A 25608-nucleotide genomic window follows, 5' to 3' on the forward strand; every position below is an offset into this window, starting at 1 on the left:
GGCGCGCGACCATGACTGACAAGCCGCCGCCCGGCGACCTTCCCGAACCCATTCCGACCCCGTTCGACAGCGCGCTGTCCGAACGCTACCTCGTCTATGCGCTGTCGACGATCACGGCGCGCTCGCTGCCTGATTTGCGCGACGGGCTTAAACCCGTGCACCGCCGCCTGCTCTGGGCGATGCGCAACATGCGGCTCGACCCCAGCCAAGGTTATAAGAAATCGGCGCGCGTCGTTGGCGATGTCATCGGCAAATTCCATCCGCATGGTGACACTGCTGTGTACGACGCGATGGTCCGCCTCGCGCAGGATTTTTCGCTGCGCTATCCGCTCGTCGACGGGCAGGGCAATTTCGGTAACATCGACGGCGATAACGCGGCCGCCTATCGCTACACCGAAGCGCGACTAACGCGCGTCGCCATCGACCTGATGGCAGGACTCGACGAAGGCACAGTCGATTTCCGCCCGACCTATAATGGCGAAGACGAAGAGCCTGAGATCATGCCCGGCCTCTTCCCCAACTTGCTCGCCAACGGGGCGACGGGGATCGCGGTCGGCATGGCGACCAACATTCCGCCGCACAACGCCGCCGAAGTAATCGGCTCGGCGCTGGTGCTGCTCGATGACCCAAAGGCCTCGCTCGCCCAACTGCTTGACCATGTTCAAGGACCGGACTTTCCTACCGGCGGGCTGGTGGTGGACAGCCGCGATGCGATCCGTGCGGCATACGAAACCGGCCGCGGCGGCTTCCGCGTCCGCGCGCGCTTCTCCACCGGCAAGGACGCAACGGGCGCTTGGGAAGACAGCGGTATCGAAAAGCTGCCCGGCGGCACCTGGCAGCTGGTTGTCAGCGAAATTCCCTATGGCGTTGCCAAGGGCAAGTTGATCGAGCAGATCGCCCAGCTCATAGCCGACAAGAAATTGCCGATTTTGGAAGACGTCCGCGACGAATCCGACGCCGTCGTGCGGATTGTCCTCGAACCCAAAAGCCGCAATGTCGACCCAGAGGTGCTCAAGGAGAGCCTCTACCGCCTCACCGATCTCGAAAGCCGCTTCGCGCTAAACCTCAATGTCCTTGACGCCGACCGGACACCGCGCGTCATGGGCCTCCACGAGCTGCTCAGCGAATGGCTGGGGCACCAGATCATTGTCCTGGTCCGCCGCGCCCGGCATCGCATTGCGAAGATCGACGACCGTCTCGAACTGGTCGCGGGCTACCTCATCGCCTTCCTCAACCTCGACCGCATCATCGAAATCATCCGCACCGAGGATGAACCCAAGCCAGTGATGATCGCCGAATTTGCACTCACCGACCGGCAGGCCGAAGCCATCCTCAATATGCGCCTGCGCTCGCTGCGCAAGCTTGAAGAAATGGAGCTGAAGCGCGAGCAGGCCGACCTCACCGCTGAACGAGAAGAGCTCGTCAAACTGGTTGAAAGCCCGCAGCGCCAGCGCACCCGCCTACGCAAGGACCTTGAAAAGCTCCAGGCGGTTTACGGTCTAGGAACGGCCCTCGGCGCACGCCGCACGACGGTTGCCGAAGCCGCACCGGCCCGCGACATCCCGCTGGACGCAATGATCGAAAAAGAACCGGTCACCGTCATACTGTCGAAACGCGGCTGGATCCGTGCGCAGCGCGGCCATGTCGCCGCGGACCAGTGGGGCGAATTCAAGTTCAAGGAAGGCGACGAGCTCGCCTTCGCGGTCCACGCTCAGACCACCGACAAACTCCTCCTCGCCGCCAGCGACGGCCGGTTCTACACGCTTGGTGCCGACAAGCTCCCCGGCGGGCGCGGCTTTGGCGAACCCGTCCGCCTGATGCTCGACATCGACAATGAATCCTCAATTGCCGCGCTCATACCAGCTTCACCAGACCTCAAACTGCTGGTCGCCCAATCCAGTGGACATGGTTTCATTGTCACGGCGCAAGATGTTATCGCCGAAACCCGGAAAGGACGCGGGGTCGTCAACCTGCGCCCCAAATCGCGCCTCGCTGTCATTCGTCCGCTGGAACCGCCGCACGACAGCATCGCTGTCATCGGCGAGAACCGCAAATTGGTGGTCTTTCCGATAAGTGAAGTGCCGGTGATGGCTCGCGGTCAGGGCGTCATGCTGCAACGCTACCGCGACGGCGGTCTGTCTGATGCCACCAGCTTTACTCTGGCCGACGGCCTTAGCTGGGCTATGGGCGGCGAAACCGGACGCACGCGTACCGAAGCCGACATGACCCCTTGGCGCGTCGCGCGCGGCGCCGCGGGCCGTATGCCTCCCATCGGCTTCCCACGCGATAATCGTTTCTGATTGGTAAATTTGCGCATAAGCGTTTCCCGCACGTAAATTGCTTCTTCACGACTTTCCCCTACCCCGCAGCTAATGGGAAGGTCGCAACCTCGCATATCAGCACCGGCATTATCCGACGCGGCGCCCGCTGCGGCGTCGGACACGCAGGCCTGGCTGTCCGCGCTGCCGATTGCTGCAGCACTCATTCGCCCCGTGCCGCGCGGCCAGTTTCAACTCCATGCCAGCAATCGTCGCTTTGAACAGCTGGGCATTTCGAATGCGGGCCTGACGCCGCCGGTTGAACTCGCGCGGGCCATTGCCGCATTGGCCGATGGGTGCGCCCCGGCCGGCGATACCCCTTGCACCGTCGGCACCGGTGTCGCCAGCCGCGAATATCGCGCCACCCTTGCGCCAATGGGCGACGGGCTTTTCCTGCTCACGCTGGTTGACCGGACTCAGGAATTGCAGACCGAACGCAATTTGCGCCGCGAACTATTGTCAGACAGCCTGACCGGCCTGCCCAACCGCGCGGGTCTTGAAGACGCGCTTGAGGCACGCAGCCATGGGGCTACGGCCAGCGGTGACTTTGCACTGATGCTGCTTGATCTGTCGCGCTTCAGCAGAATCAACGAACACATCGGCCCGATGGCGGGCGACGAATTGCTGATCACCGTAGCGCGCCGTCTCCAATCCAGCCTGCGCTCCGACGACATTTTGGCGCGCACCGGCGGCGACGAATTCGCAATCGCCTCGCGCATTGGCGCGGGCAAAATTGACGTGCGCGAAATTGCGCGCCGCGTGCGCGGCGCCTTTGACCACCCGTTCCGCATCGGCGATTTGAAGGTCAGCATCGATTGCGCGGTGGGCTGCGCCATCCAGCCAGTCAGCGAGGTGGATGTCGCAGACTTGCTACGCCATGCTCAGATCGCGCTAAAGCGGGCGAAGCAGACGGACCGGATCGAAATTTACGAACCAGAGACGGCCTCGCTCGCCAACAACCGTTTCAGCCTGGAAACCGCGCTTCGCAACGCAATCGAAGCCGATGGTCTACAACTGGCCTTCCAGCCGCTCATCGAACTTGCCACTGGCCGCGTTGCCGGATTCGAAGCACTCGCCCGCTGGCAGCGCGACGATGGCCAGATGATCTCCCCAGCCGAGTTCATTCCCGTCGCTGAAGATTCAGGGTTGATCGTTCCTTTGGGTCAATGGGCCATCCACGCCGCCGCGCGCACGCTGGCTGACTGGGACCGGTCCAGTGGCGGCTGTGCCGTGTCGGCCTATATTGCGGTCAATGTCTCGGCGATCCAGTTGTCGCGCGATGACGTTGCAGGAATTGTCCGCCATGCTCTGACAGCAAACAGGGTCAATGCTGACCGGCTGATGATCGAGCTAACGGAAAGTGCCATCATCGGCGATCCAGACGTTGCGCTGTCAGTACTGCGTGAACTCAAATCGCTGGGCACCCGCATTGCCATGGACGATTTCGGCACTGGCTATTCGAACCTTGCATACTTGCAGGAACTACCGCTCGACGTGCTCAAAATCGACCGCAGCTTTGTTGACAGGATGACCGACGACAAAGACAAAGCGGCGATCGTCCGCACAATCCAGAGTCTTGCCGAAGCGCTGGAGATGCAGACCACGGCAGAAGGTGTCGAAACCGCTGAGCAAGCCGCGAAACTGAAAGCCATCGGCTGCAACTATGGACAGGGCTATTATTTCGCCCGGCCCATGGCCGCCGCCGACGCCCTCAACTATTGGGCCGCATCGCGCAGCGCCTGATCGACCAGCGCGTCGAGCGCCTCCCCGTTCGGAAATCCCGCCGCAATCCACTGCGCCTCAATTTGTCGCAGTGTCCGCGCCACTTTCGGCCCGGTTTCCAATCCACGCGCAATCAGGATGCTTCCTTTGACCGGGAAATGCGGGACCGACCATGTCGCCAGCGCGTCCAATGCGGGCGCAAGCTGTTCCGGCGCGCTCGCCAACAGCCAACGGTCTTTCGCGGCGTCCACGCCAATGCGATAGGCGAGCGCGCGCACGGGCATTTTCAGTGCATCTTTGCTGCCGTCGGTCATAGTCACCAGATACTCGCGTTGGCGCTTGGAAAGGCGCAGACGCGCGCTAGCGGCGTCCGCGGCTGCAGCGGATGGAAGCAAAGCAGCCAGCCGCCGCAACGCCTTTGCCGGGGCGGCAACCAGCGCTTCATTGTCGAGCAGCCGGGCCAGCCGTTCCAACCCGGCGAAATCGGCTTCAGGCAATATTTCGGCAAGCACACCGTCTGCCGCCATTTGCTCGACCACTGCAAGCGGCAAAGGCAGGCTCAATGTTTTCAGCAGTTCATCTGCCACCCGTTCACGCGACAGCGTGCGCAAGCTATGGCGCGCAGCGATCACTGCGGCATGACTAGCAGCGTCAGGTGCGCCATGCCCGAACCGTGCCACAAAGCGATAGTAACGTAGGATGCGCAGGTGATCCTCGGCGATCCGCCGCACGGCATCGCCAATGAAGCGGACTGTCCCGGACTTCAAATCATCGAGCCCGCCGAACCAGTCGTCAATGTTCCCAGTCGCCGGGTCGGCATAAAGCGCGTTGATGGTGAAATCGCGCCGCGCGGCATCCTCGCGCCAATCATCGGCAAAGGCGACTGTCGCGCGCCGACCGTCGGTGGCGACATCACGGCGCAGGCTCGTCACCTCGAACGGTCGACCGCCGCTAACCGCTGTGACCGTGCCGTGGGCAATTCCGGTCGGCACTGCCTTAATGCCCGCCGTTTCCAACAGAGCGATCACCGTATCGGGGCGCAGCGGCGTTGCCAGATCGACATCGGCGACCGGCAATCCCAACATGGTGTCGCGCACCGCGCCGCCGACATAGCGTACGGCACCACCATCAGCGGACAAAGCGTCGACCACGCGGGCCAGTTCGGGCCAGCGCCGCCATTCAGCGTCAGGTAGCGTCATCACGACCGCCACCCGGCCGGCAGCCGCTGCGCCAGATTGACGATGATCCCCGCCGTCACGCCCCAGATGCGCCGCTCGCCCCACATCATGTCATAATAACCGCGCAACCGCCCCTGCCAATGCGCCTGATGGAAACTGAAATTGGCGGGGTTGAACAGATGATCGAACGGCACCTCAAACCACGCTTCAACCTCGTTGGGATCGGGATCGAACGGCAGGTCGGGGGGGATCACACCCACCACAGGCGTAATACGAAACCCGCTGCCGGCATGATAGGGGTCACCAATTCCGGCCACCGTAACGTCGCGCGGATCGAGCCCGATTTCCTCGCGCGCCTCGCGCAGCGCGGCGGCGACAGCGTCGCTGTCTTCCTCCTCGATCTTGCCACCCGGAAACGCGACCTGCCCGGCGTGACTGCGCAGCCATTGTGGTCGCTGCGTCAAAATAACGCCCGGCTCAGGGCGGTCGGTAATGGCAATCAGCACTGCTGCATCGCGCAAACTGCCGCGCTCGGTCGGCCGATCATCATCATGAATGTCGCCGTCCAGTGCGGCCAGTGCAGCCGTCAGTCGATCCGCCAGAGTCATGCGGCAAACTCGAACCGCGCACCGTCCGACCAGATAGCAGGCGGGTCGACTGCGTCAGCAATCGCCAGCTCGACCAGCTCATAATAAAGGCTGCGGGTGAGTCGCGCTTCCAGTCCGTAACCGATGGACCCGCGCACATGCAGTGCTGGGCGCGGTTCACCTTTGTCTGTCGCCAACTTTAATGGATGATCTGCTCCCGCCCGCACCAGATCGCCATTGTCCAACCGGAACAGCAGCACCCGGTCGCGCCCGCAGCCATCGCTCAACATTTCGACCGCGCGAAAGGGCAGGTCGGCCACCGCAATCCGTTGCTTCTCATGCGGCGTCACCAGCCAGTAACTGCCATCGACATCACGCCGCAAAATGCTGGCGAACAGCCGTACCAGCGCGGGCCGCTTTATCTCGCTACCATCGTGCCACCAGCTACCATCGGCGCGGATTTCCATCCGACTATCACCGCGGTCGGGCGGGTCCCAGCGTTCGAGCGGCGGCCGGCGTTGCGCAGCAATGAGTCCTGCTGCCTCAACCAGTGATAGAGCACCAAACTGGGCAGGGAAATCTAGGGCATTGGCGTTCATCGTGCCTGAATTAGGGCAAATGGCGAGCGGCGCAAGCTAGGCGCGCGGTCCAATTGTCCCCGCGCCACCCGGAACTTCATGCCCGTCCACAGGGCTCGCCAGCAAGCGCCGCGCCTCTACCGGCCCTGGCAACCGCCAGGCACCCGTACCATCCGCCGAAAAACCAAAGAAGCGTCCATAATATTCAGGATCGCCAATCATCATCAGCGCTCCATCGGCTTGCGTTGGAACAGCCGCCATGACCGCGTCCATCAACGCGCGCCCCAACCCGAGCTGCTGAAATTGAGGTAGTACCGCAACTGGGCCGACCATGACCAGCGGCGTGACGCGACCATTATCGCCCAAATGCGCCACCGGCCAGCATTGCACCGTACCCGCAGTCTCGCCATCCATGGCCACGCCAAAGCTGAGCTCTGGGATCGCCGCCATGCCTGCGCGCAGCCGATATGCGGTGCGCCCTTGCCGGTCGGTACCAAACGCCGCGTCCAAAATCGCTTCAACCTCTGCGTTTGCTAGCTGTGCCAGCGGGAATATCTCGACCAATGCCCTGCCTTCCATTATGCGGCGGCGCCTTAACCGTTGCAGCAGAGAGATGAAAGCATCGTGGCCGACCAATTGTGGCTGGAAGTCGAAGGGTTGAAGGTAGACGTGCTGACCGGCGTCTACAGCGAGGAAACGCATTTGCCGCAGCCGCTGCGCATCAGCCTGCGGGCGCGGCTCGCCATGGCAGACCATTATGCGCCCACCACACCGCTCAGTGCCTCCAAAAGCTATATGGACCTCAAATTCGCGGCCACAGACGCATTGCCCAAAGACACGCACTTCGTGCTGATCGAAAGCGTTGCGGACCATATCATCGACACCATTTTCCTGCAGGACGGCAAAGTTCAGGAGGTCGAAGTCAAAATCATCAAGCTCGCGATCGCCGAGGCCGATGAAGCCATCGGCATAACCATGCGGCGGACGCGCAAGTGAACCCGATACCGCCGCTTGCACTCGTCACCGGCGGCATGCACCGGCTGGGCGCGGCCATCGCAGCGCGGCTGGCGGCGGCGGGCTATGCACTGGCGCTGCACAAGCACCACGCGCGCGATCCTGACCCTGTTCTGGCGGCGGCGCTCGCGCAACATGGCACCAAATGGCACCGCTTCCGCGCCGATTTGGCAGACGCCGAGGAAGTCGCGGGCCTCGTTCCCCGCGTCATCGGCCATTTCGGCCGCACCCCCGATTTGCTGGTCAACAATGCCGCGCTGTTTGCCGAGGGCGGATGGGAAGCGCTGACCGCCGCCGATTTGGCCCGCATGACCGCGGTCAATTTCCACGCGCCAGTGTTGCTCGCACAGGCGCTCGTTGGCGCGTCGCCTGAAAATTCGCAGCCCGCTATCGTCAACATCGTAGACCAGCGCGTCGCCAATCCGGTCCCCGACCAACTCGCCTACAGTCTCGGCAAGGGCGCGCTCTTTCAGGCGACCCGTACGCTCGCCGCCGCCTTCGGACCCCGCGCGCGCGTCAACGCCGTTGCGCCGGGGCTGACCATTGTGACCGACGACTACACTCCCGGCCAGGCCGACCGCCTCGCCGCGCGTATGCCGCTGGGACGCTTGCCGACGCCAACGGATGTTGCAGACGCCGTACTCTATCTGACAGGTGCCACCGCCACGACCGGCCAGACCATCTTCATCGACGGCGGCGCCGGCCTTGCCGCTCTGGGCCGCGATTTTGTGTATCTGGAGCGCGACGAATCTTGACATTGTCCAAGAAGTCGGACAATGAAGTGAGATGAAAGCTATTAGTTATTCCGAAGCACGCGACAATCTGAAGTCTGTAATCGATCAAGTCGTTGCCGACCGCGCGCCCATTGCAATCACGCGCCAGCGCGGCGAAGGTGCGGTGCTGATTTCCGAGAGCGAATGGGCATCGATCGAAGAAACCATGCATCTGCTGTCGACCCCGGCCAATGCCAAGCACCTGCTGGATGGTATCAAAGAGCTTGACGCCGGACTGGGCGTAGTGCGCGATCTCATTCACCCGTGATCGTTGCCTTTCGATCGGCTGCATGGGACGACTATGTCGGCTGGCAAAAGCAAGACCCCAAAATTCTCATCCGCATTAATGCATTGATCGCTGAATGCTGTCGGCATCCCTTCTCGGGTATAGGCAAGCCTGAACCCCTGCGGCAGCAGCTTTCGGGCTGGTGGTCGCGACGGATTACTGGCGAACATCGCCTTATCTATCGGGTGAGTGGATCGGGAGAAGGTCAACTACTCGAGATATTGGCGTGCCGCTTCCACTACTGATTTTGCTGCTGCCAAATCTTTTTCGCTTCCCAAAGGCTTTCGCGATTTGCGCCGCCAGCAAGCGAGGTGTCACGCCGCTGCGCGGGATCATCTTCCCAGCCACATATCGGACAAATCTCGTACCCACCTATCTATGCGATAGTTGGGTTCTCACAGCAAAGGCAAACAATAGGTCCGGCCACATGTTTACCCTTATCGATAATTGAAACTGATGCTGATCCGCTCGTCTTTGCCCGTGTGCTGCATCACCTCGTGGCGCAGCCAGCTTTCCCACAGAAAGACCGTCCCTTCTTCCGGCTCGGCATAGAAAAAGGGCTGCACCTCGGGCGGGGCGTCGTCGCTGCGCAGCGGCGCGGCCATCAGCATCGGCAGGCGCGGGTCCTCCAGCTTCAGCGCGCCTGATCCCGGCGGCACCACGACATAGAATGTGCCCGAGATAATGCTGTGCGGGTGGATATGCCCGCTGTGCGTCGCTCCCGGATTCATCACATTGACCCACAGGCTGTCGAGCTTCGGCGCACGGTCCAGATCGAAATGCGCGGCGCGCGCGAACACCTTGGCCTCGTGGTCCAGCAACCGCTTCAAATCGGCAAAGGCGGGGTCGCGCTGCGGCAAATCATTGAGGCTGGCATAACTGGTATAACCGCGATAGCCCTTGGCCTTGCTCCACGCGCGCCCCGCGCGATCGTCCTTGGCCAGCATCCGGCAGCTCGCCGCCAATTCAGCGAGCAACGCGGCGTCGCCAATCTGATTGTCATAAAAGGGGGTGGCGAACAGCGAGCGGACGGGCATAGTCTGTCAATAAACCAAGACCCGCTCATGTCGAGCGAAGTCGAGACATCAAGAGGGAGAATGGATTTGGCCGACTTCGAGCTCATCGCCGACGGCTTGCGTTTCCCCGAAGCACCCGTGGTCATGCCCGACGGCAGCGTCATCGTCACCGAAATCGCTGCTGGGCGCATCACCCGCTGCTGGCCGGGAGGGCGCAAGGAAGTAATTGCCACCCCCGGCGGCGGCCCCAACGGTCTGGCGCTCGGGCCCGACGGCAAGCTTTATTGCTGCAACAATGGCGGGTTCAACTATGTCGAGGCGAACGGCTATCTCGCCCCGCACGGCATCGCCGACGATTATTCGGGCGGGCGCATCGAACGCATCGACCTCGAAACCGGCGCTGTCGAAATTCTATACCAAAGCGGCGACCATGGCGTCACCTTGCGCGGGCCGAATGACATCGTTTTCGATGCGCACGGCGGCTTCTGGTTCACCGATCATGGCAAGGTCGATTACAAAAAACGCTGCCACGACATTGTCGGCATCTTTTATGCCAAAGCGGACGGCAGCTTTATCGAGGAAGTCATTTTCCCATCGAACAACCCCAACGGGATTGGCTTGTCCCCCGACGGCACCCGGCTCTACGCCGCCGAAACCTACACTTGCCGCCTGATGACGTTCAACATCGTCGCTCCAGGCAAAGTGGATGCCACCGCCGGCCCCGGCGGTCCCGGCATCCCGCTCTATCGCCCGGCAGGCTATAAATTTTTCGATAGTCTGGCGATGGAAGCATCGGGCAATATTGCCGTCGCGACTATCGGCGAATGTGGCATTTCGGTCGTCAGCGCGGATGGCGCGCTGGTCGAATTTGTCGCGACCGACGATATCTTCACCACCAACATCGCTTTTGGCGGGGCGGATATGTGTGACGCATACATCACCCTGTCGGGCAGCGGGCGGCTCGTAAAGACGCGTTGGGCGCGCCCAGGCCTGACGCTGAATCACTGACTGAAGCGGCGCACTCATGACTCCGCACGACGAATCGCACCGGATCGAGAGCATTGGCTGGCTGCGCGCGGCGGTCTTGGGGGCAAACGACGGCATTGTCTCGACGGCCAGCCTGCTGGTCGGCGTCGCCAGCGCAGGGCAAGACCGCGCTGCTCTGATTGTTACCGGCATCGCAGGCCTCGTCGCGGGTGCCATGTCGATGGCAGCGGGGGAATATGTATCCGTCAGTTCGCAAACGGATGCTGAAGCGGCCGACCGTGACCGTGAAGCCCGCGAACTGGCGACCCAGCCGGACGTGGAACGCGAGGAATTGATCCAGATTTACATGGCCAGAGGACTCGCCCGTCCGCTGGCAGTACAAGTCGCAGAAGAACTGACGCGGACCGATGCGCTGAAGACGCATTTGCGCGATGAATTGGGCTTGGCCGAAACCAGTTCGGCGCGGCCAGTGCAGGCCGCTGTCGCATCTGCTGCTGCTTTCGCCGGCGGCGCTGCCCTGCCCCTTGCCGTCGCAGCCATGGCCCCCGCATCTGCCCTTACGCTAGCGCTTACGATTACGTCATTGCTGTTTCTTGCGTTGCTAGGCGGACTTGGAGCGGCTGCCGGCGGTGCGCCAGTACCGCGCGCGGTCATTCGCGTGACATTCTGGGGAGCCTTTGCCATGGCCGTGACTGCTGCCATCGGCTCGTTGTTCGGGACAGGCGTCGTTTGATCGTCCGTTGGTTGATAGGGGAGAGAATATGACCACCGTCGGCTGGATTATCGCGATCGACCGTGACAACATTCGCCGCGCCGAAGTCGCTCCGCTTGCCCTCACCGCACTTGGAAATGGTCAGATCGAGGTTGCGATCACCAGCTATGCGATGACCGCCAACAATATCACCTATGCCGCGTTCGGCAAACCGATAGGGCTATTCGGTAATGACCAGGGCTATTGGGATTTCTTCAGCGAGAGCGGCGGTCCCGGTTACCTCCCCGTCTGGGGATTCGCCACGGTCACCGCCAGCAACGCCGAAGGCATCGCGGTAGGTGACGAATTTTACGGCTACTACCCCATGGCAAGCCACGCTGTGCTGACGCCTGCGAGGGTCGGGCCACATGGCTTTACCGATGTCACCCCGCACCGGACCACCCTGCCACCGATTTACAATAGCTATGCCCGCTTGACCGCACAGACCGATTACCGGGCCGAGCATCGCGACCTGTGGCCCATTTTCCGCCCGCTCTTCCTGACTGGCTGGCTGATCGCCGACCAGCTTGAGGAGGAGGGTGACTATGGCGCCGCGCAAATCTTGATTGCCAGCGCGTCGAGCAAGACCGCGATCGGCCTCGGCTTTGCACAGGGTCAGCGCAGCGCTCCGCACGCCGCCACGGTCGGCCTCACCAGCGCCGCCAACGCAGCATCGCTCGCTGCTCGAGGCATTTATGATGCCGTCATGGCATATGACGATATCGCAGCGCTCGACTCTACCGTCCCCAGCGTGCTGGTGGATATGGCAGGCAATGACGCGGTCACCGCCGCCGTCCACGCCCATTTCGGCGACGCGCTCAAGGCCTCGGTCATCGTCGGCAAGTCGCATTGGGACGCCAGCTCAGGCCAGGCTGCGCTTGCAGGCCCACCACGCCAGGGCTTTTTCGCTCCCGGCCGCAGCCAGAAACGCATTGCCGACTGGGGCAGCACAGAATTCCAGCGGCGCATTGCCGACGCTTGGCTTGTCTTTATGACCATCGCGCCGACCCTCGCCACCCCTGACCATCGCAGCGGCAGCGCCGCCGCACTTGCTGCCTATCAGGAAATGCTATCGGGCAAGGCGGACCCGGGCAAAGGGATGCTGATCACCCCATGAGCCGCCTCACCCCAAAGTTCACCCACGTGATCTTCGATTTCGGCGGAGTTATCACCTCGTCGCCGTTCGAGGCGTTCAACCGGCTTGAAAGCGAACGCGGCTTGCCGCGCGATTTCATCCGCAGCGTCAACGCCGCCAATCCGGACAATAATGCTTGGGCGCGTTTTGAGCGCGCCGAAATCGACGCCGCGGCTTTCGACAGCCTATTCGCCGAAGAAGCCGCGAGCATGGGCCACTGGCTAGAGGGCAGCGCGGTAATCGCCTGCCTGTCGGGCGACATCCGCCCAGCCATGGTCGCCGCACTCGACACCATCAAGGCTGCGGGGCTGGGGCTCGGCTGCATCACCAACAATGTACGCGGCGGGCACGGCACCGGTATGGCCGCAAGCGCCGAGAAAGCACGCGCCATCGCCGCTATCCTCTCACGCTTTGACCATGTTATCGAATCAAGCAAAGTCGGCGTCCGCAAGCCCGACCCGCGCATCTATCTTATGATGTGCGAGCTGCTGAGCACGGACCCTTCGGCATGCGTCTACCTTGACGACCTCGGTATCAACTGCAAGCCGGCTGCCGAACTTGGTATGCACGCCATCAAGGTGACCAGCGGCGATCAGGCGTTGGCCGACCTTGGCGCGGCGCTGACCCTCGATTTTCTCTCCGCCTGATTCGGCAGACCGAATCATTTGCGCTAGCGTGCGCAAGGGACTCGGGGAGGGATATCATGACACGCAAAGCATCGCTGCTGCTGGCCCTGCTGGCATCGCCGCTCGCTGCTCAGGAAACGTCATCATCAAAATACGGCGCCGGTGACACAAATGGTGCGATGAACAATCTGTCGGCCGAGGCCACGGTAAAGGCGGCGCAGCTCGTTAAGCACGGCAAAGTTTATGCGTTGGGTATCGTCACAGGCCCCGACACACCTGCTTGGCCCGGTCGTTCCACTTCTGTCGCGGTGATGGGCATTGACGACGGCGGCGGAATGCCGATGGGAGCCAACAAGGTGACTGGCCACGACGACGTCATCATGTCTTTCGTCGGGATTGGCACCCAGCTCGACGGTTTTGGCCACATCGGCATCGACCGCGTCCATTACAACGGCGTTCACGCCCGCGATTTCTATCGCCCCGACGGCGTCACCAAATTCGGAACCGAAGCGATTTTGCCCACTGCGACGCGCGGTGTCTTGCTCGACATGACCAAGCAGTTGAAACAAAATCCCCTGCCCCCGGGCACTGCTTTCAACCGCGCCGACATTGACGCAGCGGCAAAAGCGGCAGGCGTCACCATCGGCAAGGGCGATGTGGTGTTGTTCCACACCGGCTGGCTCGCTACCGCCAAAACCGATCCTGCCAGGTTCATCGCCACTCAGCCGGGATTGGGCCGCGAAGGCGCCGAGTATCTGGCCTCGCTGGGCGTCGTCATGGTCGGCGCCGACAGCAGCGCTTTGGAAGCCATCCCGTTTGAAGACCCAGCCGTCCCCTTCATCGTCCACCAGACCTTGCTAGTGAAGCACGGCGTTCACATCCTCGAAAATGTCGATACGGCTGCGCTTGCCGCCGACGGCGCGACTGAATTTCTGTTCGTCCTCGGCCAGCCGCGCATCAAGGGTACGGTGCAGGCCATCGTCAATCCGGTGGCGATCCGTTAATGCCCCAGCAGTAGGGGCACCCGCGCTTCGCGCAGCATGAATTTTGTTACCCCACCGAACAAGGTTTGCCGCAGCCGACTATGTCCAAAGGCACCCATTACCAAAAGCCCCGCGCCCAGGCTTTGAGCGATGCGCAAAATGGTCTCTTCAATCGTTTCAACCCCGCGCCGCTCCGACTGGGCAACGGCATGAATGCCGTGGCGCGACAGATAGGACAGCGCCTGATTGTCGGCGAACAAGCCATCCGCCTCGTCAATGTGAAGCAAGGTGACTGGCCGGTCATGAAGCAAAGGCACGGCCATACGCAGCGCTGCCGCAGCTTCGGTGCTGCCATTCCAAGCGATAATGGCCGGGCTGTTCGAATTCAGCAAGGGGCCGTCGGCTGGCAACGCAAGTACCGGCAAGCGCACCGCCAGCGCCAGATCGCCCGCGAGATTGGGGTATGGATCGACCTTGCCCGGCCCAGCGCAGTGCCGTTCGACGATGATCAGGTCGCTCAATGCTCCAGCGGCAGCCAGTGCCGCCACCAAATCGCCTTCGGTGGCGAGTACATCCCAAGGCACATCGTCCCGCTCTAATCGCGCAGCCAGCAACGCCTGCTGATTTTCCAATTCGGCGCGAGCCTGTGCCAAGGCTTCGGCCATCAGATAAGTACCGCCGAAGGGATCGGTCGACAAATAGCGATGCGTCGGCAAGTTGAGCATCGCCGTCAAATGCGCATCATGTTTTCGCGCTATATCTAGCGCTGCATCAATCTGCCGCGCCCCGCCGGCTCCGCCTTCGGCATGAACCAAAATCGACTTAATCATCTTCACCCTCCATCACGCTCATGCGATATTGGAACGGCAAGGCGGTCATGGCATTGACTTTGGTCAAAGACTGCCGGTTGACGCTATGACAGCGGCTTTCTATCCGGCTGCCATTCCTGTACCTTTAGCACCTTTGGTTCGGCGGAGCGACAGCGCGATGAAAAAACTTTACCCCGACGCCGCAGCTGCTCTCGACGGCCTGCTCTTTGACGGCATGCATTTGTGCGCAGGCGGCTTTGGTCTGTGCGGTATTCCCGAGCGGCTGATCGACGCCATCCGCGACAGCGGCGTGAAGGACCTGACCATCGCCAGCAACAACGCCGGCATCGACGGCGAAGGGCTGGGCAAGCTGTTACGCACACGGCAGGTAAAGAAGATGATCTCCTCCTATGTCGGCGAGAATAAGGAATTTGAGCGCCAGTATCTGGCTGGCGAGCTTGAAGTCGAATTCTGCCCGCAAGGCACGCTAGCCGAACGCTGCCGCGCGGGCGGCGCGGGCATCCCAGGTTTCTACACCAAGACCGGCGTCGGGACACAGGTCGCAGAGGGCAAAGAGGTCAAGCAGTTCAATGGCGAGGATTATATCCTGGAACGGGGTATCTTCGCCGACCTTGCCATCATCAAGGGGTGGAAGGCCGACGAAAGCGGCAACCTCATCTTCAGGAAGACCGCGCGCAATTTCAACCAGCCGATGGCGACTGCAGCAAAGATCTGTGTCGCCGAGGTCGAGGAAATCGTGCCCGTCGGCAGCCTCGACCCCGATGCCATCCACTTACCCGGCATCTATATAAAGCGCATGATCGTCGGTGCGCCTTATGACAAGAAAATCGAGTTCCGCACTGTGCGGACGCGCGAAAGCGCCTGAACCATGCATGGCGGCGCGACCGCGCTGCTAGGCGCCATGCTGGCTATGCCGTTATCGGGCTGCGTCGCGGCTGCCGTGCCTGTTGTCGCGGGCGCGGCAATCGCCGGGAGCGAGAGCCAACGCCGCGATCAGCGCGAAGCTTCAGCTTTCGCGCCGGTCGCCGAAGCTGCGCCGCCGCTGCCGCCCGTCCCGAGCACTGGCCCGGCATCGACGTCGCCCGTTTTCAGCCTTTTGATCGACCATGTCCGCCGCCGCGCGGCATTGTGGCGCGAAGGCGCGCCAATCAACTCGCTGGTGCTGGATGACCGGCAAACGGTGCTGAACCCTGTCGCTGTAGGCTGCGAGCGGCGGCCGCCCGTTGTGATCATCGATTTGGACATGGCCAACTTCGAGCTAGTGAAGCTGCCGGATTTAAGGCTGGTGGCCGCCGCTGGTTGGCCCGAAGCCTTAGCAGAACTGCGCCGCGCCGAGGTAGGCATCGTCTGGGTCACCGATTATCCTGCCGCCATGCGGGCCGAGGTAACGACGCTGCTCGCCTCGACGGGATTGGACACCGAAGGGCAGGACCGATTGCTAACAGTTGACGGCGGTGCATCGCGCAAACAGCTGCTTCGCCGCGATGTTGCGCGCGACGCTTGCGTGCTGGCGGTCGCCGGTGACAAACGCGGGGATGCTGACGAAGCGTATGACTATCTGCGCAGTGCCGATGCAAGCTTGCCAATTGACAGCAATTGGGGTGAAGGCTGGTTCTTGATGCCCGCGCCGCTGATGTTCAATAGTGCCAAAGACGATGAAGGAAGCCCCCCATGACCACCCATGATGGCCTTACCAGGGGTTGGACCCGCGACGAAATGGCCGCGCGCGCCGCGCAGGAGCTGCAGGACGGCTACTACGTCAACCTCGGTATCGGTATCCCGACATTGGTCGCCAATCACATCCCGGCGGGCATGGAAGTCACGCTCCAGTCGGAAAATGGGATGCTCGGCATAGGCCCATTCCCGCTCGAAGGAGAGGAGGACCCTGACCTTATCAACGCGGGCAAACAGACCATCAGCGAGCTGCCCAGCAGCGTCTATTTCAGTTCGTCCGACAGCTTTGCGATGATCCGCGGTGGCCACATCGACCTTACTGTGTTGGGCGCGATGGAAGTCGCCGAAAATGGTGACATCGCCAACTGGATGATCCCAGGCAAGATGATCAAGGGCATGGGCGGTGCGATGGACCTGGTCGCAGGGGTAAAAAAGATCATCGTCGTGATGGAACATACCAGTAAAAACGGTGACCCCAAGTTCATCCCTGCCTGCACGCTGCCGCTCACCGGACGCAATGTTGTCGATATGATCATAACCGACCTCGCTGTTTTCAAGCGCAGCGATCACGCCAGCCCGTTCAAGCTAATTGAGCTGGCACCCGGGGTTACGTCCGACGAAGTCGCGGCCAAAACCAGCGCGCATTACCAAACCGCGCTTTAGAGCCGATGCGGCGGCGCTGGATCATAGCCTTGCTGCTGACCGGCGCAGGATTTACGGCGTGGCAGGCCGCAGCGGACCGCCGGCCACTGGCGACGGTGTCGCTGGCTTCGCCTGCTCGCTATGACGTGCCCGACAAGCCCGCAGAATGGCACGGGCGCATCGATTATCGCGCGCTCGACCGCGACCTTGCCGCGCTGTCGCTGCGCCCCGAAATGGCGGGATTGGCGGTGGCGGTCGTCGAAGATGGCCGACTCAGCTTTGTTGGCACCTATGGCGCGGCAGACCGCTCGACCGGCGCGCCGGTGACGCCCGAAACCCTGTTCCGCTGGGCATCGGTCAGCAAGACTGCGACCGGCATGCTTGCGACCAAGCTTGCAGCGGACGGAACGGTTGATCTTGCGCGACCGGTTGCCAGCTGGCGCACCTCGCTGCGGCTGCCCGGCGGGGCAGAAGCACGGTTGACCCTTGCGCAAATCCTGAGCCAGCAAACCGGCCTGACCGAACATGCCTATGACGAGAAGCTGGAGGATGGACAGAATCCCGCTGTGCTGCGCGCCAGCCTCGCCTCTGCGCCGCTGCAATGCTCGCCAGGCACCTGTTATACGTACCAGAATATCGCTTTCGACACCGCCAGCGAAATCATCGCCCAGGCCGCGGGCACCAGTTTCGACAAAGCCATGACAGCGCGCTTGTTCCGCCCGCTCGGCATGACCAGTGCCGGCTTGGGCATGGCGCAGTTGACCGGCGCGCGCGACTGGGCGCGCCCGCACAATGGCAGTGCAGTGGTACCCGTGCGCGAAGCCTACTGGCGCGTCCCTGCCGCTGCAGGGATCGACAGCAACATCGTCGATTTCGCGACCTGGATGCGCGCTTCCATGGGCCTGCGCCCCGACGTGCTCCCGGCACCCGTATTGCAATCCGCGATGCAGCCGCGCGTTGCCACCGCACGCCCCTATGGCGGCGCGCTGCGGCAGGCGCTGTCCAATGCCCATTATGGCCTCGGCTGGCGGACCTTTTCCTATAATGGCCGCACGCTGGCGGGCCACTCGGGCGCAGTCGCGGGATACCGCGCGACGATGATCTTCGACCCCGCCACGCGCACCGGCGTCGTCGCCATGTGGAACAGCAATTGGGGCGTCCCCTTCCGCATCCCCTTCGCCGTTCTCGACCGCTATCATCAAGTCCCGGAAAGCCGCTGGCTCAATCTTGCTGACGTGCCTTTACCGAGCGGCGCGCCATCGCCGACCTGATCCTTCAGGGCGCAGTGGCCAGTCGCGCTTCCAGTGATTCAATCAATATCGTTTGATAGTAATCACCGCGCGACATCGGTTTGGCGGCCTCCAGAAAGCGGCGCATCTCCGCTTTGTCCTGGACTACCGCGCAGCCCCTGAACGCACCCTGAAGCGACCAATGCGGGAAACCGACTAACCCCGCATGCCGCCCCTTCAGCGCGGACCGGCGGATCAGTTCGCCCGCCTTGCACGCATCCTTGGGCGCATCGTTCAGGCCCAACAAATGTATGTAACCGACCACGAACAGCGCCTGCGGATACTCGGCCTTGACCGCCGCCTCGCGATAAGGCGCTGCCTCCTTGCCTCGCCCGGCATAGCCCAGTGCGCGCGCCAACTGATAGTTTAGGCGGCCATTGGTGGGGTCCGCCGCCACCGCCGCCTGACAGGCAGGAATCGCCGCTGCGGTATCAACCTTGCTTTCGGGCACACCGGCGGAAATCCGGTCAGGGTCGCTGGGGTGCGCCGCCAGCCGATCGCACTCGGTGACCACAGCAGGCGTACTTTGCAGAAGCAACGCAAGGACGGCGGTCAGCATAGGGCGTCTCCCGGGCACGGCGGCTTGACGCGCGGCCAAGCGGCTTTAAGCGATGGCTATGGCTTACACCCTCATCACCGCCAATCGCAACTATTCCAGCTGGTCGCTGCGCCCCTGGCTGCTGATGGCGGCCCTCGATATTGACTTCGACGATCGTATCGAACCCTTCACCAAGCCGAACAACTATGACGACTTCCGCGCCTTTTCGCCGACTGGGCAAGTGCCGGTGCTGATCGACGATGCGCCTGCCGATGACCCGCGCACCATCTGGGATTCGCTCGCCATCGCGCTTTACCTCGCAGACCGGCACGAAGGCGTATGGCCGACCCACCCCGCCGCGCGCGGCTGGGCCCAGAGCGCGGTGTGCGAAATGCACGGCGGCTTTGCGTCGCTACGCAATGATTGCACGATGAATGTTGGCGTGCGTGTGAGCCCCAAGCCAATGTCACCAGCGCTCGCCGCGAATGTCGCGCGTCTCGCCGAATTGTGGGCCGAGGGGCTCGACCGCTTCGGCGGGCCTTGGCTCGCAGGCGATGCCTTTTCGGCCGCCGATGCCTTCTACGCGCCGGTGGCCTTCCGCGCGCGCACTTATGGACTTGATGTCGGCGCGGCAGGACAGCGCTGGGTGGAAACTATGCTCGATCACCCGGCCATGCGCGAGTGGGAACGACAGGCGCTTGCTGAAGGATGGCGCGAGGCAGCGCATGAGGAAGAACTGCGCGCTTGCGGCACAATCACCGCGGATTACCGTCATGGCTAGCGCTCCACTAACACAGGAAAGCGCCATCACCGCAATGCGCGCAGCCGCCGCCGCGCTTCAGGCAGGCGACGGCGCGGGCGCACGCCGCCACCTTGCCCCAGTATTAGCCGCTGGCATCGACCATCCACAGCTGTGGATGCTGCTGGGCAGCGCTGCACGGATGACCGGCGACAAGGGTGCGCTCGAACATGCCGCTGATGCCCTCTTGCTCGGAGATCCACAACAGCCGCGCGCGCTCGCCTGGAAAGGCGAGGTGCTGCTGGCCGCTGGCGACCGGCGCGGCGCGGCCGCCTTTTTCCGGGCGTCAGCCAAAGCAATCGCTGCCGTCGCGGCGCCGCCGATCACGCTGACCCAGCTTGGCAGAGAAGTCGACAACCAGATCGCGGCGCTTGAGAGCGAATTTTCCGCGGCCCTCGACGCAGGATTGGCGCAGCGCGGCATCGATCTCGCCGCGACCTCGCCTAGCTTCGCGAGGTCGCTCGCGATAATGCGCGGCAAGGCGCAGGTGGAACTAAATCTGCAGCGCCCGGCCAGCTATTTCTACCCTGACCTACCGCAACGTCGCTTTTATGAGCGCGATGAATTTGCCTGGACTGAATCGGTCGAGGCGGCGACCCCGGCCATTCGCGCGGAACTGGCGGCAGCGCTCGCCGACCCCGGCCTGTTCCAGCCCTATTTGACCCACCAAACGCAGCGCCCGGCCAAACGCAATGCGCTCGACGATGACCCGGCATGGTCGGCCTTGCACCTCATCGATAACGGGCGCATCCGGCCGGACCTTGCGGACCGTTTTCCCGCGACGCTCGCCGCGATGGATCAAGTGCCGCTTTGCAGGATTTCGGTCCGGTCGCCGACGGTGATGTTCTCGCTGTTGCAACCAGGCGCGCACATCGACCCGCATCACGGCGAAATCAATGCCAGGCTGATCTGTCATTTGCCGCTCATCGTCCCCGGAGCAGGCGCGCTCGAAGTCGGCGGCGAAGCGCGACAGTGGGAGCAAGGCAAATTGCTGATCTTCGATGACAGTATCGAACACGCCGCCTGGAATCACGCCGATGCAGACCGTGTCGTCCTCATCTTCGACGTCTGGCGCCCCGAAATTGGTGAAACTGACCAGCGTGCAATTGCCGCGCTGTTCGAAACGGTCGACAGCTATGCTTAGCTAAAGGCGCAGATTGCTGCCGAACTGGTGGTCACGCCCAGAATCTCAGGATCCTTCAGCGCACGCACCTTGCGGAAAAACTGCTCGGGCGTCAGCTCGCGCAGCGGCTTGTCTCCCAGGCTGCCAAGCGCCGAAAGTCGCCGCAATTGCACCAGCGACAGCCGGTCGACCATGCGTTCAGCCATGCAGGTCGCCAGCGGCCTGGACAGCCCCGCCTCGACCAGCCCGTTGCGCAGCCGCGTTTCGGGAGTGGCACATCCCGCGAGCAGCGCACCCGTCACCGCCGCCAACACCAAAGTCCGCATACTCACCTCCCATGTCCCTCGGCCACTGCGCGCGACACTGCTTGCATCAACTGCATCCGCGCGGGGATCGACGCCGTTGTGTCGGCCAGCAATACAACGATAGCATAACGCGTTCCGTCGGGTGCGGTGGCGATGCCGATATCATTATAGCCTGCGGTGATTGGCGGCAAATTTTGTCCTGTGCCGGTCTTGTTGCCCCATCGCCAGCCCGGCGGCAATCCGGCACGCAACCGGTTGGGGCCGGTGCGCGTGCGCTCGAGCAGGTCCAACGCATATTTGGTTGATTCGGACGACAACAGCTCACCGCGCGCCAACCGCGTCAGCGCCCGTGCTGCCGCGCCAGGGCTCATCCCGTCGATTGGGTCGGCGAGGTAACGATCCATCGCCGCCTTACGCACCTCGGGCGGTAATTTGGCGCGCGCCGCTTCGAACCCCCGGTTCAACGACATCGATTGCTCCCACGTCAGGCCCGCGATCTGTGCCTGTAACAACCGCTCGCCAGGGCCAAAACGAATCGCGCCGAGCTTTTTGCGCGCGATAAAATCGCGCACCTTTTGCGGCCCGCCGATGTGCCGCTGCAGGCTGTCATTGGCAGTATTGTCGCTGCGATTGACCGCTTGCTCGAGTAGTTCAGCAACGGTGGGGCTGATACTGCCCTCTGCCAGCACGCGTGCCGCGATGGGCTGGCTGAACAGCGTCAGGTCATCGCGAGTTATGCGTACCCGGTCGGTCAGCTTGGCCTCGCCGCGATCGATAGCATCCAGCACAGAGAGCGCCACCCACAGCTTCGACACACTCTGTTGTGGGAAAAGGTCATTTTCGCGCCATGCCAGCTGCCAGTCGCCGTCGATGCGCGCCACGGCAATACCTGTCTTGCCGGGAAAGGCCTTCCAAAGCTGGAAAATCGTGTCGCTCAGCCCTGGCGGGGGCCGCGCAAATCCGGGGTCGAGCGACGCGGGCAGCGGCATCGGCGCGCGGCCTTCGCGCGGCAATGGCGCAGGCGCGGGTGTTGGCCGTGTCGCTGTGGGCGTCGTGCGCGTCGGCGGTGGGACGGAAGCCGGCACCACCGTCCCGGCGCAAGCCGACACGGCGAGCGCCGCCATCAGGATCAGGGAGCGGGGCGGTCGGTCCAATTTGGGCATAAATCTGCCTTACCGCACCAGCGCTGGCCCGCCACTGAACGATCGCGGCTTTGCGACGAACGATTCTCTGGCCGCGACCAACGGTGCAACCATTTAGCGTCCGACCTATCGGCGCAGCGCCACAACCATCCCAGCGAGCGCCACCAACCCGCCAGCAACCGATAAGGGTGCCCACATATATCCCTCGATAACGGTCGAAAATCCCATGGCAATGATGGGGATCAGCACGCTCGACCAAGCCGCTGGTCCGGGGCCGACCGCGCGGATAATCCCAAAGTAAAGCGGGAAGGTTATCGCACTGCCCACCACGCCCAGCCACAACAATCCAGCCAGATATTCGGGGCGGTTGTCCCACACCGGAGGCCCGACGGTGGCGTAGGCAAAACCAGCATCGGCGAGCGCGCCAAACAGCATCGCCCAGGCGACCATTACGAACATTGATTGGGCCTTGGCCAGCTGGCTGCCCTGCATAACATTCGAAGCCGATGCGCTCATCACCCCGGCCAGCGTCAACATTGTTCCGGCGATGACGGCTGCGGCGCCGCGATTGGCGGCGTCCACCTCGTGTGCAATCATCATGGCGATGCCAACAATCGCTATGCCACCGCCCACCAGAAAACGTCGCTCGATCGGCGTGCCAAGAAACAGGCGGCCCATCAGCGTGTTGGGTACGATGAGCAGAGCAAACAGAACCGCCACCAGCCCTGAGGTGATGAACGCTTCGGCGCGGTAGACAAAATTGAAATTGAAGCCGAACTGCGCCAACCCCAGCAACGCGGCAAATCCCCACACACGCCCGCGAAGCAGCATTGGCTCGCGGCGGATGGCTACGATCAGGAACATCGCAGCGGCAGCAATGGCGAAGCGATAGGTGACCGACCAGCTCGGCGGCACGCTGCCCAGCTGGTCGCGGATAACGATCCAGGTCGATCCCCAGATCATCGTCACCAGTACGAATGGGATCAGCACGCGCGGCGTGAGCAGGGTTGGAGCGGATGTGGTCACAGCGCCGTAATTGCCGCCGCAAGCCGTTCCAGATCGGCAACGTCCTGATCCCAGCTGACCACCAGCCGCGCCTGCCCCTCACCCCAATCGTAAAAATCAAAACCCGCGCCGCGCAGTCGCGACGCTTCGTCCGCCGTCAGCCGCACAAACAGCTCATTCGCCTCGACTGGGTGGAGCAAACGCTGGCCGCACGCCGCCGCCAGTGCCGCAGCCCCGGCATTGGCTGCGCGCGCGTTGGTCAGCCACAGATCATCTTTCAGCATCGCCAATATCTGCGCCGCAACGAAACGCCCCTTGCTGAGCAAATGGCCGCCGCGCTTTTTCAGTTCGCGCACGCCGGCACCGCCGCTGCCGCCGAAAAACACCAGCGCCTCAGCCATCATCGCGCCATTTTTGGTAAAACCAAACGACAGCGCATCAACGCCGGCACGCCAGGTCACATCGGCAGGCGCGCAGCCGACATGGTCGATGGCGTTGGCAAAGCGCGCACCATCCATGTGCACCTTCAATCCGCGTGCCTTGGCGATCGCCGCGACCTCGGCAACCTCCTCGGGTCGCCAGCTTAAGCCATATTCGGATGCGTTGGTGATGCTGACCGCCGCTGGCTGGACCTGATGCACATCGTTCCGGATCGACGAAAGCCGCGCCTCCAGCGCCGCCGGCGCCATCTTCGCGCCAGCTCCTGCCACCAAAATCAGCTTGGCACCGCCACTGTAAAAGCCCGGCGCGCCGCATTCATCGACCTCGATATGCGCCTCGTCGTGACAGACAATCGCCTGCCATGGCCTCACAAAATGGGCGAGCGCGATGCTGTTGGCGGCGGTGCCGGTCGCCACCCACACCACCTCGCACGCGGTTTCAAACAGGTCGGAAAACGCAGCGTCCAGTGCTTGCGACAGTCCATCGCCGTCATAGGCCGTATCGACCTGGTTGGCACGCGCCAGCGCCTCCATCACCTTCGGGTGAACGGTAGCGGCATTGTCGGAAAAGAGTCGGGTCGTCGAAGGCATGCCGAGGGCCGATGCCCGCAACTGGTCAAACGCGCAAGCACGCGTTTCCGATTAGAGTTAGAGGCCGAGTGCCAGCCGGATTTCGCGCCATCCGACCAGCTTAAAGTTCTGCGCCGCGGGGGCATTGTCGCCGTCCTGCGCGACGAATAGCCCCTCGGGATAGTCCGCGCCGAAATCACCGAGCATTAACTCGATGCCATCGGTTTCTTCCGTCGCACCAAATTTGCCCGCCGCGATCCGGAAACGCCCCAGCATTGGCAAAGCCGCTGCCGAATCAGCCGGCACTCCAAACACGACATAGGCATTGTCACCCTGGCTCGACGCGATCAGCAGCGAGCGCCCGCCGACCTCGACCAGCGCCAGCCCCTCGACGTCGGCGACCAATTGCTTGCCATCGGCGGGCACCACCAAAGTACCGGTTGTCGGCGCCCCCGCGTCAGCGGCGAACCGCCAGATACCAACATCCTCTTCGCCCACGAACAGGCTGCGGCTAGCAGGGTCGACGACACAGCCCTCGATCTGCGTATTCACCTTCATCGTGCGGACTATTGTCGCAGCAGGCGCGCCATTCGACAGGTCAATGGCAATCTGCCGAATGGAACCGTCCTTAATCGCGGCAAAGACCATCACCTTGTTGGAAGTACTCTTCATATAGTCGATGCAGACACCATAAGCCTCGCCCGGCCCACTCGATACCTTGCCCAGCGGCGTCAGTGTCGTGGCCTTGGGATCCAGTCCAAACAGGGCGAGCCGCGAATTGCGCGGATCATTGCGGTCGCTAGCAATCACGAAAATTCCGGCGGAAGTTTCGATCAGATCAACATTGTTGACCAGCCCCGCGTTGGCAAAAAACCGCGATTTCCCGTCCAGCGTGTAGACATGCAGCCCCGCCTTCTTGTCGGTTCCGACAATCAGGCTGGCAGCGGGATTGGCGGTGTTGCGCCAAATTGCCGGATCGTCGGCAGCATCGGCGGCCGCCGTGCCTACGGGGTCGGTTTCGGCTGCGGCGGTGACATTGTCGGCTGGCAGCGCATTGGCAATCCGCACCTCGACCGGCACTTCACGCGGCGCGCACGCCGCAATCAGCAATGTTGAGCCAAGCAGCACTGGAAAAAGCAATTTGTTCATAAGGGACCCCTTTGGTGGCCGCTGTGCCAGCGCCGCGCGTGCGCCGCAAATGTCATTTTTTTGTCCTTCAACAGTCACCTTCTAGACGCCATTGCATCATCTTGCTGTCGCCCGGCCCGCATAGCGGCGCACACAATTCTCTGGAAAT

Annotated in this window: 30 protein-coding genes; 17 read left to right on the top strand and 13 right to left on the bottom strand. The window is 62.6% G+C overall.

Annotated elements, in window-relative coordinates; all coding sequences use genetic code 11:
- Nucleotides 1-11 precede the first annotated feature (11 nt).
- The gene (gene parC, locus AC2TC0_RS14485; protein WP_484718197.1) at nucleotides 12-2300 is read left to right on the top strand and encodes a DNA topoisomerase IV subunit A; all 2289 of its coding nucleotides are present in this window, start codon (nucleotides 12-14) and stop codon (nucleotides 2298-2300) included.
- 72 nt (nucleotides 2301-2372) lie between these two features.
- Nucleotides 2373-4061 carry a putative bifunctional diguanylate cyclase/phosphodiesterase gene (locus tag AC2TC0_RS14490; protein ID WP_484718198.1) on the top strand — a complete coding sequence of 563 codons (1689 nt, stop codon included), beginning with the start codon at nucleotides 2373-2375 and terminating at the stop codon, nucleotides 4059-4061.
- On the opposite strand, the gene AC2TC0_RS14495 is transcribed toward AC2TC0_RS14490, so the two are convergent.
- Genes AC2TC0_RS14495 through AC2TC0_RS14510 form a run of 4 tightly spaced genes read right to left on the bottom strand, consistent with a single transcriptional unit; the run spans nucleotide 4034 to nucleotide 6962 of the window.
- The gene (locus tag AC2TC0_RS14495) at nucleotides 4034-5239 is read right to left on the bottom strand and encodes a CCA tRNA nucleotidyltransferase (protein ID WP_484718199.1); all 1206 of its coding nucleotides are present in this window, start codon (nucleotides 5237-5239) and stop codon (nucleotides 4034-4036) included. The two genes, AC2TC0_RS14490 and AC2TC0_RS14495, sit on opposite strands and share 28 nt — an antisense overlap.
- On the bottom strand, nucleotides 5239-5826 hold the full coding sequence (locus AC2TC0_RS14500) for a CoA pyrophosphatase (RefSeq protein ID WP_484718200.1): 588 nt from the start codon (nucleotides 5824-5826) through the stop codon (nucleotides 5239-5241). The genes AC2TC0_RS14495 and AC2TC0_RS14500 overlap by 1 nt, the downstream gene beginning before the upstream one ends.
- Entirely contained in the window at nucleotides 5823-6404 is a 582-nt protein-coding gene (locus tag AC2TC0_RS14505) for a DUF1285 domain-containing protein (protein ID WP_484718201.1), read from the bottom strand. Before AC2TC0_RS14505 ends, AC2TC0_RS14500 begins: the two co-directional genes overlap by 4 nt.
- Before the next feature lie 36 nt (nucleotides 6405-6440).
- Nucleotides 6441-6962 carry a GNAT family N-acetyltransferase gene (locus AC2TC0_RS14510; protein WP_484718202.1) on the bottom strand — a complete coding sequence of 174 codons (522 nt, stop codon included), beginning with the start codon at nucleotides 6960-6962 and terminating at the stop codon, nucleotides 6441-6443.
- Nucleotides 6963-7007: 45 nt separating this feature from the next.
- Here AC2TC0_RS14510 and AC2TC0_RS14515 point away from each other — a divergent pair, with 45 nt between their 5' ends.
- The 4 genes from AC2TC0_RS14515 to AC2TC0_RS14530 are packed head-to-tail and all read left to right on the top strand — an operon-like array spanning nucleotide 7008 to nucleotide 8701.
- On the top strand, nucleotides 7008-7379 hold the full coding sequence (locus AC2TC0_RS14515; RefSeq protein ID WP_484718203.1) for a dihydroneopterin aldolase: 372 nt from the start codon (nucleotides 7008-7010) through the stop codon (nucleotides 7377-7379).
- On the top strand, nucleotides 7376-8152 hold the full coding sequence (locus AC2TC0_RS14520) for an SDR family oxidoreductase (protein ID WP_484718204.1): 777 nt from the start codon (nucleotides 7376-7378) through the stop codon (nucleotides 8150-8152). Before AC2TC0_RS14515 ends, AC2TC0_RS14520 begins: the two co-directional genes overlap by 4 nt.
- 31 nt (nucleotides 8153-8183) lie before the next feature.
- Nucleotides 8184-8438: a type II toxin-antitoxin system Phd/YefM family antitoxin gene (locus AC2TC0_RS14525; protein ID WP_484718205.1), complete on the top strand. Its 255-nt coding sequence runs from the start codon at nucleotides 8184-8186 to the stop codon at nucleotides 8436-8438.
- Nucleotides 8435-8701 (top strand): Txe/YoeB family addiction module toxin, encoded by a 267-nt coding sequence (locus tag AC2TC0_RS14530; RefSeq protein WP_484718206.1) that lies wholly within the window; start codon nucleotides 8435-8437, stop codon nucleotides 8699-8701. Before AC2TC0_RS14525 ends, AC2TC0_RS14530 begins: the two co-directional genes overlap by 4 nt.
- Here AC2TC0_RS14530 and AC2TC0_RS14535 read toward each other — a convergent pair.
- Both AC2TC0_RS14535 and AC2TC0_RS14540 read right to left on the bottom strand, forming a co-directional pair.
- A complete protein-coding gene (locus AC2TC0_RS14535) occupies nucleotides 8695-8832 on the bottom strand; it encodes a CPCC family cysteine-rich protein (RefSeq protein ID WP_484718245.1) in 138 nt (45 codons plus the stop codon). The genes AC2TC0_RS14530 and AC2TC0_RS14535 overlap by 7 nt on opposite strands.
- 61 nt (nucleotides 8833-8893) lie before the next feature.
- The gene (locus tag AC2TC0_RS14540; protein ID WP_484718207.1) at nucleotides 8894-9493 is read right to left on the bottom strand and encodes a TIGR02466 family protein; all 600 of its coding nucleotides are present in this window, start codon (nucleotides 9491-9493) and stop codon (nucleotides 8894-8896) included.
- 60 nt (nucleotides 9494-9553) lie between these two features.
- Here AC2TC0_RS14540 and AC2TC0_RS14545 point away from each other — a divergent pair, with 60 nt between their 5' ends.
- Genes AC2TC0_RS14545 through AC2TC0_RS14565 form a run of 5 tightly spaced genes read left to right on the top strand, consistent with a single transcriptional unit; the run spans nucleotide 9554 to nucleotide 13975 of the window.
- Nucleotides 9554-10480 carry an SMP-30/gluconolactonase/LRE family protein gene (locus AC2TC0_RS14545; protein WP_484718208.1) on the top strand — a complete coding sequence of 309 codons (927 nt, stop codon included), beginning with the start codon at nucleotides 9554-9556 and terminating at the stop codon, nucleotides 10478-10480.
- A 16-nt stretch (nucleotides 10481-10496) separates the two neighbouring features.
- A complete protein-coding gene (locus AC2TC0_RS14550; RefSeq protein ID WP_484718209.1) occupies nucleotides 10497-11192 on the top strand; it encodes a VIT1/CCC1 transporter family protein in 696 nt (231 codons plus the stop codon).
- Between the two features lie 28 nt (nucleotides 11193-11220).
- Nucleotides 11221-12327 carry a DUF2855 family protein gene (locus AC2TC0_RS14555; RefSeq protein WP_484718210.1) on the top strand — a complete coding sequence of 369 codons (1107 nt, stop codon included), beginning with the start codon at nucleotides 11221-11223 and terminating at the stop codon, nucleotides 12325-12327.
- Nucleotides 12324-12992 (top strand): HAD-IA family hydrolase, encoded by a 669-nt coding sequence (locus AC2TC0_RS14560; protein ID WP_484718211.1) that lies wholly within the window; start codon nucleotides 12324-12326, stop codon nucleotides 12990-12992. The genes AC2TC0_RS14555 and AC2TC0_RS14560 overlap by 4 nt, the downstream gene beginning before the upstream one ends.
- Before the next feature lie 56 nt (nucleotides 12993-13048).
- Nucleotides 13049-13975 carry a cyclase family protein gene (locus AC2TC0_RS14565; RefSeq protein WP_484718212.1) on the top strand — a complete coding sequence of 309 codons (927 nt, stop codon included), beginning with the start codon at nucleotides 13049-13051 and terminating at the stop codon, nucleotides 13973-13975.
- Here AC2TC0_RS14565 and AC2TC0_RS14570 read toward each other — a convergent pair.
- Nucleotides 13972-14784, bottom strand: a complete 813-nt coding sequence (locus tag AC2TC0_RS14570) for a universal stress protein (protein ID WP_484718213.1) — start codon at nucleotides 14782-14784, stop codon at nucleotides 13972-13974. The two genes, AC2TC0_RS14565 and AC2TC0_RS14570, sit on opposite strands and share 4 nt — an antisense overlap.
- 157 nt (nucleotides 14785-14941) lie before the next feature.
- Here AC2TC0_RS14570 and AC2TC0_RS14575 point away from each other — a divergent pair, with 157 nt between their 5' ends.
- The 4 genes from AC2TC0_RS14575 to AC2TC0_RS14590 are packed head-to-tail and all read left to right on the top strand — an operon-like array spanning nucleotide 14942 to nucleotide 18371.
- On the top strand, nucleotides 14942-15649 hold the full coding sequence (locus AC2TC0_RS14575; RefSeq protein ID WP_484718214.1) for a CoA transferase subunit A: 708 nt from the start codon (nucleotides 14942-14944) through the stop codon (nucleotides 15647-15649).
- Between the two features lie 3 nt (nucleotides 15650-15652).
- Nucleotides 15653-16459 carry a hypothetical protein gene (locus tag AC2TC0_RS14580; protein ID WP_484718215.1) on the top strand — a complete coding sequence of 269 codons (807 nt, stop codon included), beginning with the start codon at nucleotides 15653-15655 and terminating at the stop codon, nucleotides 16457-16459.
- Complete coding sequence (locus tag AC2TC0_RS14585; protein ID WP_484718216.1) at nucleotides 16456-17121, top strand: 3-oxoacid CoA-transferase subunit B; 666 nt, start codon at nucleotides 16456-16458, stop codon at nucleotides 17119-17121. Before AC2TC0_RS14580 ends, AC2TC0_RS14585 begins: the two co-directional genes overlap by 4 nt.
- 29 nt (nucleotides 17122-17150) lie before the next feature.
- On the top strand, nucleotides 17151-18371 hold the full coding sequence (locus AC2TC0_RS14590; RefSeq protein WP_484718217.1) for a serine hydrolase domain-containing protein: 1221 nt from the start codon (nucleotides 17151-17153) through the stop codon (nucleotides 18369-18371).
- Nucleotides 18372-18375: 4 nt separating this feature from the next.
- Here AC2TC0_RS14590 and AC2TC0_RS14595 read toward each other — a convergent pair whose 3' ends face one another.
- Nucleotides 18376-18948, bottom strand: coding sequence for a hypothetical protein (locus tag AC2TC0_RS14595; RefSeq protein ID WP_484718218.1), 573 nt, complete (start codon nucleotides 18946-18948; stop codon nucleotides 18376-18378).
- Between the two features lie 58 nt (nucleotides 18949-19006).
- Between AC2TC0_RS14595 and AC2TC0_RS14600 the strand changes: the two genes are divergently transcribed.
- Nucleotides 19007-19708, top strand: coding sequence for a glutathione S-transferase family protein (locus AC2TC0_RS14600; protein ID WP_484718219.1), 702 nt, complete (start codon nucleotides 19007-19009; stop codon nucleotides 19706-19708).
- Nucleotides 19701-20870, top strand: a complete 1170-nt coding sequence (locus tag AC2TC0_RS14605; protein ID WP_484718220.1) for an aspartyl/asparaginyl beta-hydroxylase domain-containing protein — start codon at nucleotides 19701-19703, stop codon at nucleotides 20868-20870. Before AC2TC0_RS14600 ends, AC2TC0_RS14605 begins: the two co-directional genes overlap by 8 nt.
- Here the strand turns inward: AC2TC0_RS14605 and AC2TC0_RS14610 are convergent.
- The 5 genes from AC2TC0_RS14610 to AC2TC0_RS14630 all read right to left on the bottom strand — a co-directional run bounded on the left by AC2TC0_RS14610 (nucleotide 20867) and on the right by AC2TC0_RS14630 (nucleotide 25460).
- A complete protein-coding gene (locus tag AC2TC0_RS14610) occupies nucleotides 20867-21175 on the bottom strand; it encodes a hypothetical protein (protein ID WP_484718246.1) in 309 nt (102 codons plus the stop codon). The genes AC2TC0_RS14605 and AC2TC0_RS14610 overlap by 4 nt on opposite strands.
- A gap of 2 nt (nucleotides 21176-21177) precedes the next feature.
- A complete protein-coding gene (locus AC2TC0_RS14615; protein WP_484718221.1) occupies nucleotides 21178-22317 on the bottom strand; it encodes a serine hydrolase in 1140 nt (379 codons plus the stop codon).
- Nucleotides 22318-22422: 105 nt separating this feature from the next.
- Entirely contained in the window at nucleotides 22423-23322 is a 900-nt protein-coding gene (locus AC2TC0_RS14620) for a DMT family transporter (protein ID WP_484718222.1), read from the bottom strand.
- The gene (locus AC2TC0_RS14625) at nucleotides 23319-24332 is read right to left on the bottom strand and encodes a threonine aldolase family protein (protein ID WP_484718223.1); all 1014 of its coding nucleotides are present in this window, start codon (nucleotides 24330-24332) and stop codon (nucleotides 23319-23321) included. Before AC2TC0_RS14625 ends, AC2TC0_RS14620 begins: the two co-directional genes overlap by 4 nt.
- A gap of 57 nt (nucleotides 24333-24389) precedes the next feature.
- Nucleotides 24390-25460 carry a phytase gene (locus AC2TC0_RS14630; RefSeq protein ID WP_484718224.1) on the bottom strand — a complete coding sequence of 357 codons (1071 nt, stop codon included), beginning with the start codon at nucleotides 25458-25460 and terminating at the stop codon, nucleotides 24390-24392.
- Between the last annotated feature and the right edge of the window lie 148 nt (nucleotides 25461-25608).

It is taken from the genome of Sphingopyxis sp. sgz302558, assembly GCF_057220455.1.

Excerpts from the sequence above, each read along its gene's own strand:
- AC2TC0_RS14615 (WP_484718221.1), bottom strand. The coding sequence starts at position 22,317 with ATGCCCAAATTGGACCGACCGCCCCGCTCCCTGATCCTGATGGCGGCG.
- AC2TC0_RS14600 (WP_484718219.1), top strand. The coding sequence starts at position 19,007 with ATGGCTTACACCCTCATCACCGCCAATCGCAACTATTCCAGCTGGTCG.
- AC2TC0_RS14605 (WP_484718220.1), top strand. The coding sequence starts at position 19,701 with ATGGCTAGCGCTCCACTAACACAGGAAAGCGCCATCACCGCAATGCGC.
- AC2TC0_RS14500 (WP_484718200.1), bottom strand. The coding sequence starts at position 5,826 with ATGACTCTGGCGGATCGACTGACGGCTGCACTGGCCGCACTGGACGGC.
- AC2TC0_RS14505 (WP_484718201.1), bottom strand. The coding sequence starts at position 6,404 with ATGAACGCCAATGCCCTAGATTTCCCTGCCCAGTTTGGTGCTCTATCA.
- AC2TC0_RS14550 (WP_484718209.1), top strand. The coding sequence starts at position 10,497 with ATGACTCCGCACGACGAATCGCACCGGATCGAGAGCATTGGCTGGCTG.
- AC2TC0_RS14565 (WP_484718212.1), top strand. The coding sequence starts at position 13,049 with ATGACACGCAAAGCATCGCTGCTGCTGGCCCTGCTGGCATCGCCGCTC.
- AC2TC0_RS14555 (WP_484718210.1), top strand. The coding sequence starts at position 11,221 with ATGACCACCGTCGGCTGGATTATCGCGATCGACCGTGACAACATTCGC.
- AC2TC0_RS14540 (WP_484718207.1), bottom strand. The coding sequence starts at position 9,493 with ATGCCCGTCCGCTCGCTGTTCGCCACCCCCTTTTATGACAATCAGATT.
- AC2TC0_RS14495 (WP_484718199.1), bottom strand. The coding sequence starts at position 5,239 with ATGACGCTACCTGACGCTGAATGGCGGCGCTGGCCCGAACTGGCCCGC.
- AC2TC0_RS14595 (WP_484718218.1), bottom strand. The coding sequence starts at position 18,948 with ATGCTGACCGCCGTCCTTGCGTTGCTTCTGCAAAGTACGCCTGCTGTG.
- AC2TC0_RS14525 (WP_484718205.1), top strand. The coding sequence starts at position 8,184 with ATGAAAGCTATTAGTTATTCCGAAGCACGCGACAATCTGAAGTCTGTA.
- AC2TC0_RS14630 (WP_484718224.1), bottom strand. The coding sequence starts at position 25,460 with ATGAACAAATTGCTTTTTCCAGTGCTGCTTGGCTCAACATTGCTGATT.
- AC2TC0_RS14570 (WP_484718213.1), bottom strand. The coding sequence starts at position 14,784 with ATGATTAAGTCGATTTTGGTTCATGCCGAAGGCGGAGCCGGCGGGGCG.
- AC2TC0_RS14575 (WP_484718214.1), top strand. The coding sequence starts at position 14,942 with ATGAAAAAACTTTACCCCGACGCCGCAGCTGCTCTCGACGGCCTGCTC.
- AC2TC0_RS14490 (WP_484718198.1), top strand. The coding sequence starts at position 2,373 with ATGGGAAGGTCGCAACCTCGCATATCAGCACCGGCATTATCCGACGCG.
- AC2TC0_RS14625 (WP_484718223.1), bottom strand. The coding sequence starts at position 24,332 with ATGCCTTCGACGACCCGACTCTTTTCCGACAATGCCGCTACCGTTCAC.
- parC (WP_484718197.1), top strand. The coding sequence starts at position 12 with ATGACTGACAAGCCGCCGCCCGGCGACCTTCCCGAACCCATTCCGACC.
- AC2TC0_RS14585 (WP_484718216.1), top strand. The coding sequence starts at position 16,456 with ATGACCACCCATGATGGCCTTACCAGGGGTTGGACCCGCGACGAAATG.
- AC2TC0_RS14510 (WP_484718202.1), bottom strand. The coding sequence starts at position 6,962 with ATGGAAGGCAGGGCATTGGTCGAGATATTCCCGCTGGCACAGCTAGCA.
- AC2TC0_RS14545 (WP_484718208.1), top strand. The coding sequence starts at position 9,554 with ATGGATTTGGCCGACTTCGAGCTCATCGCCGACGGCTTGCGTTTCCCC.
- AC2TC0_RS14580 (WP_484718215.1), top strand. The coding sequence starts at position 15,653 with ATGCATGGCGGCGCGACCGCGCTGCTAGGCGCCATGCTGGCTATGCCG.
- AC2TC0_RS14560 (WP_484718211.1), top strand. The coding sequence starts at position 12,324 with ATGAGCCGCCTCACCCCAAAGTTCACCCACGTGATCTTCGATTTCGGC.
- AC2TC0_RS14610 (WP_484718246.1), bottom strand. The coding sequence starts at position 21,175 with ATGCGGACTTTGGTGTTGGCGGCGGTGACGGGTGCGCTGCTCGCGGGA.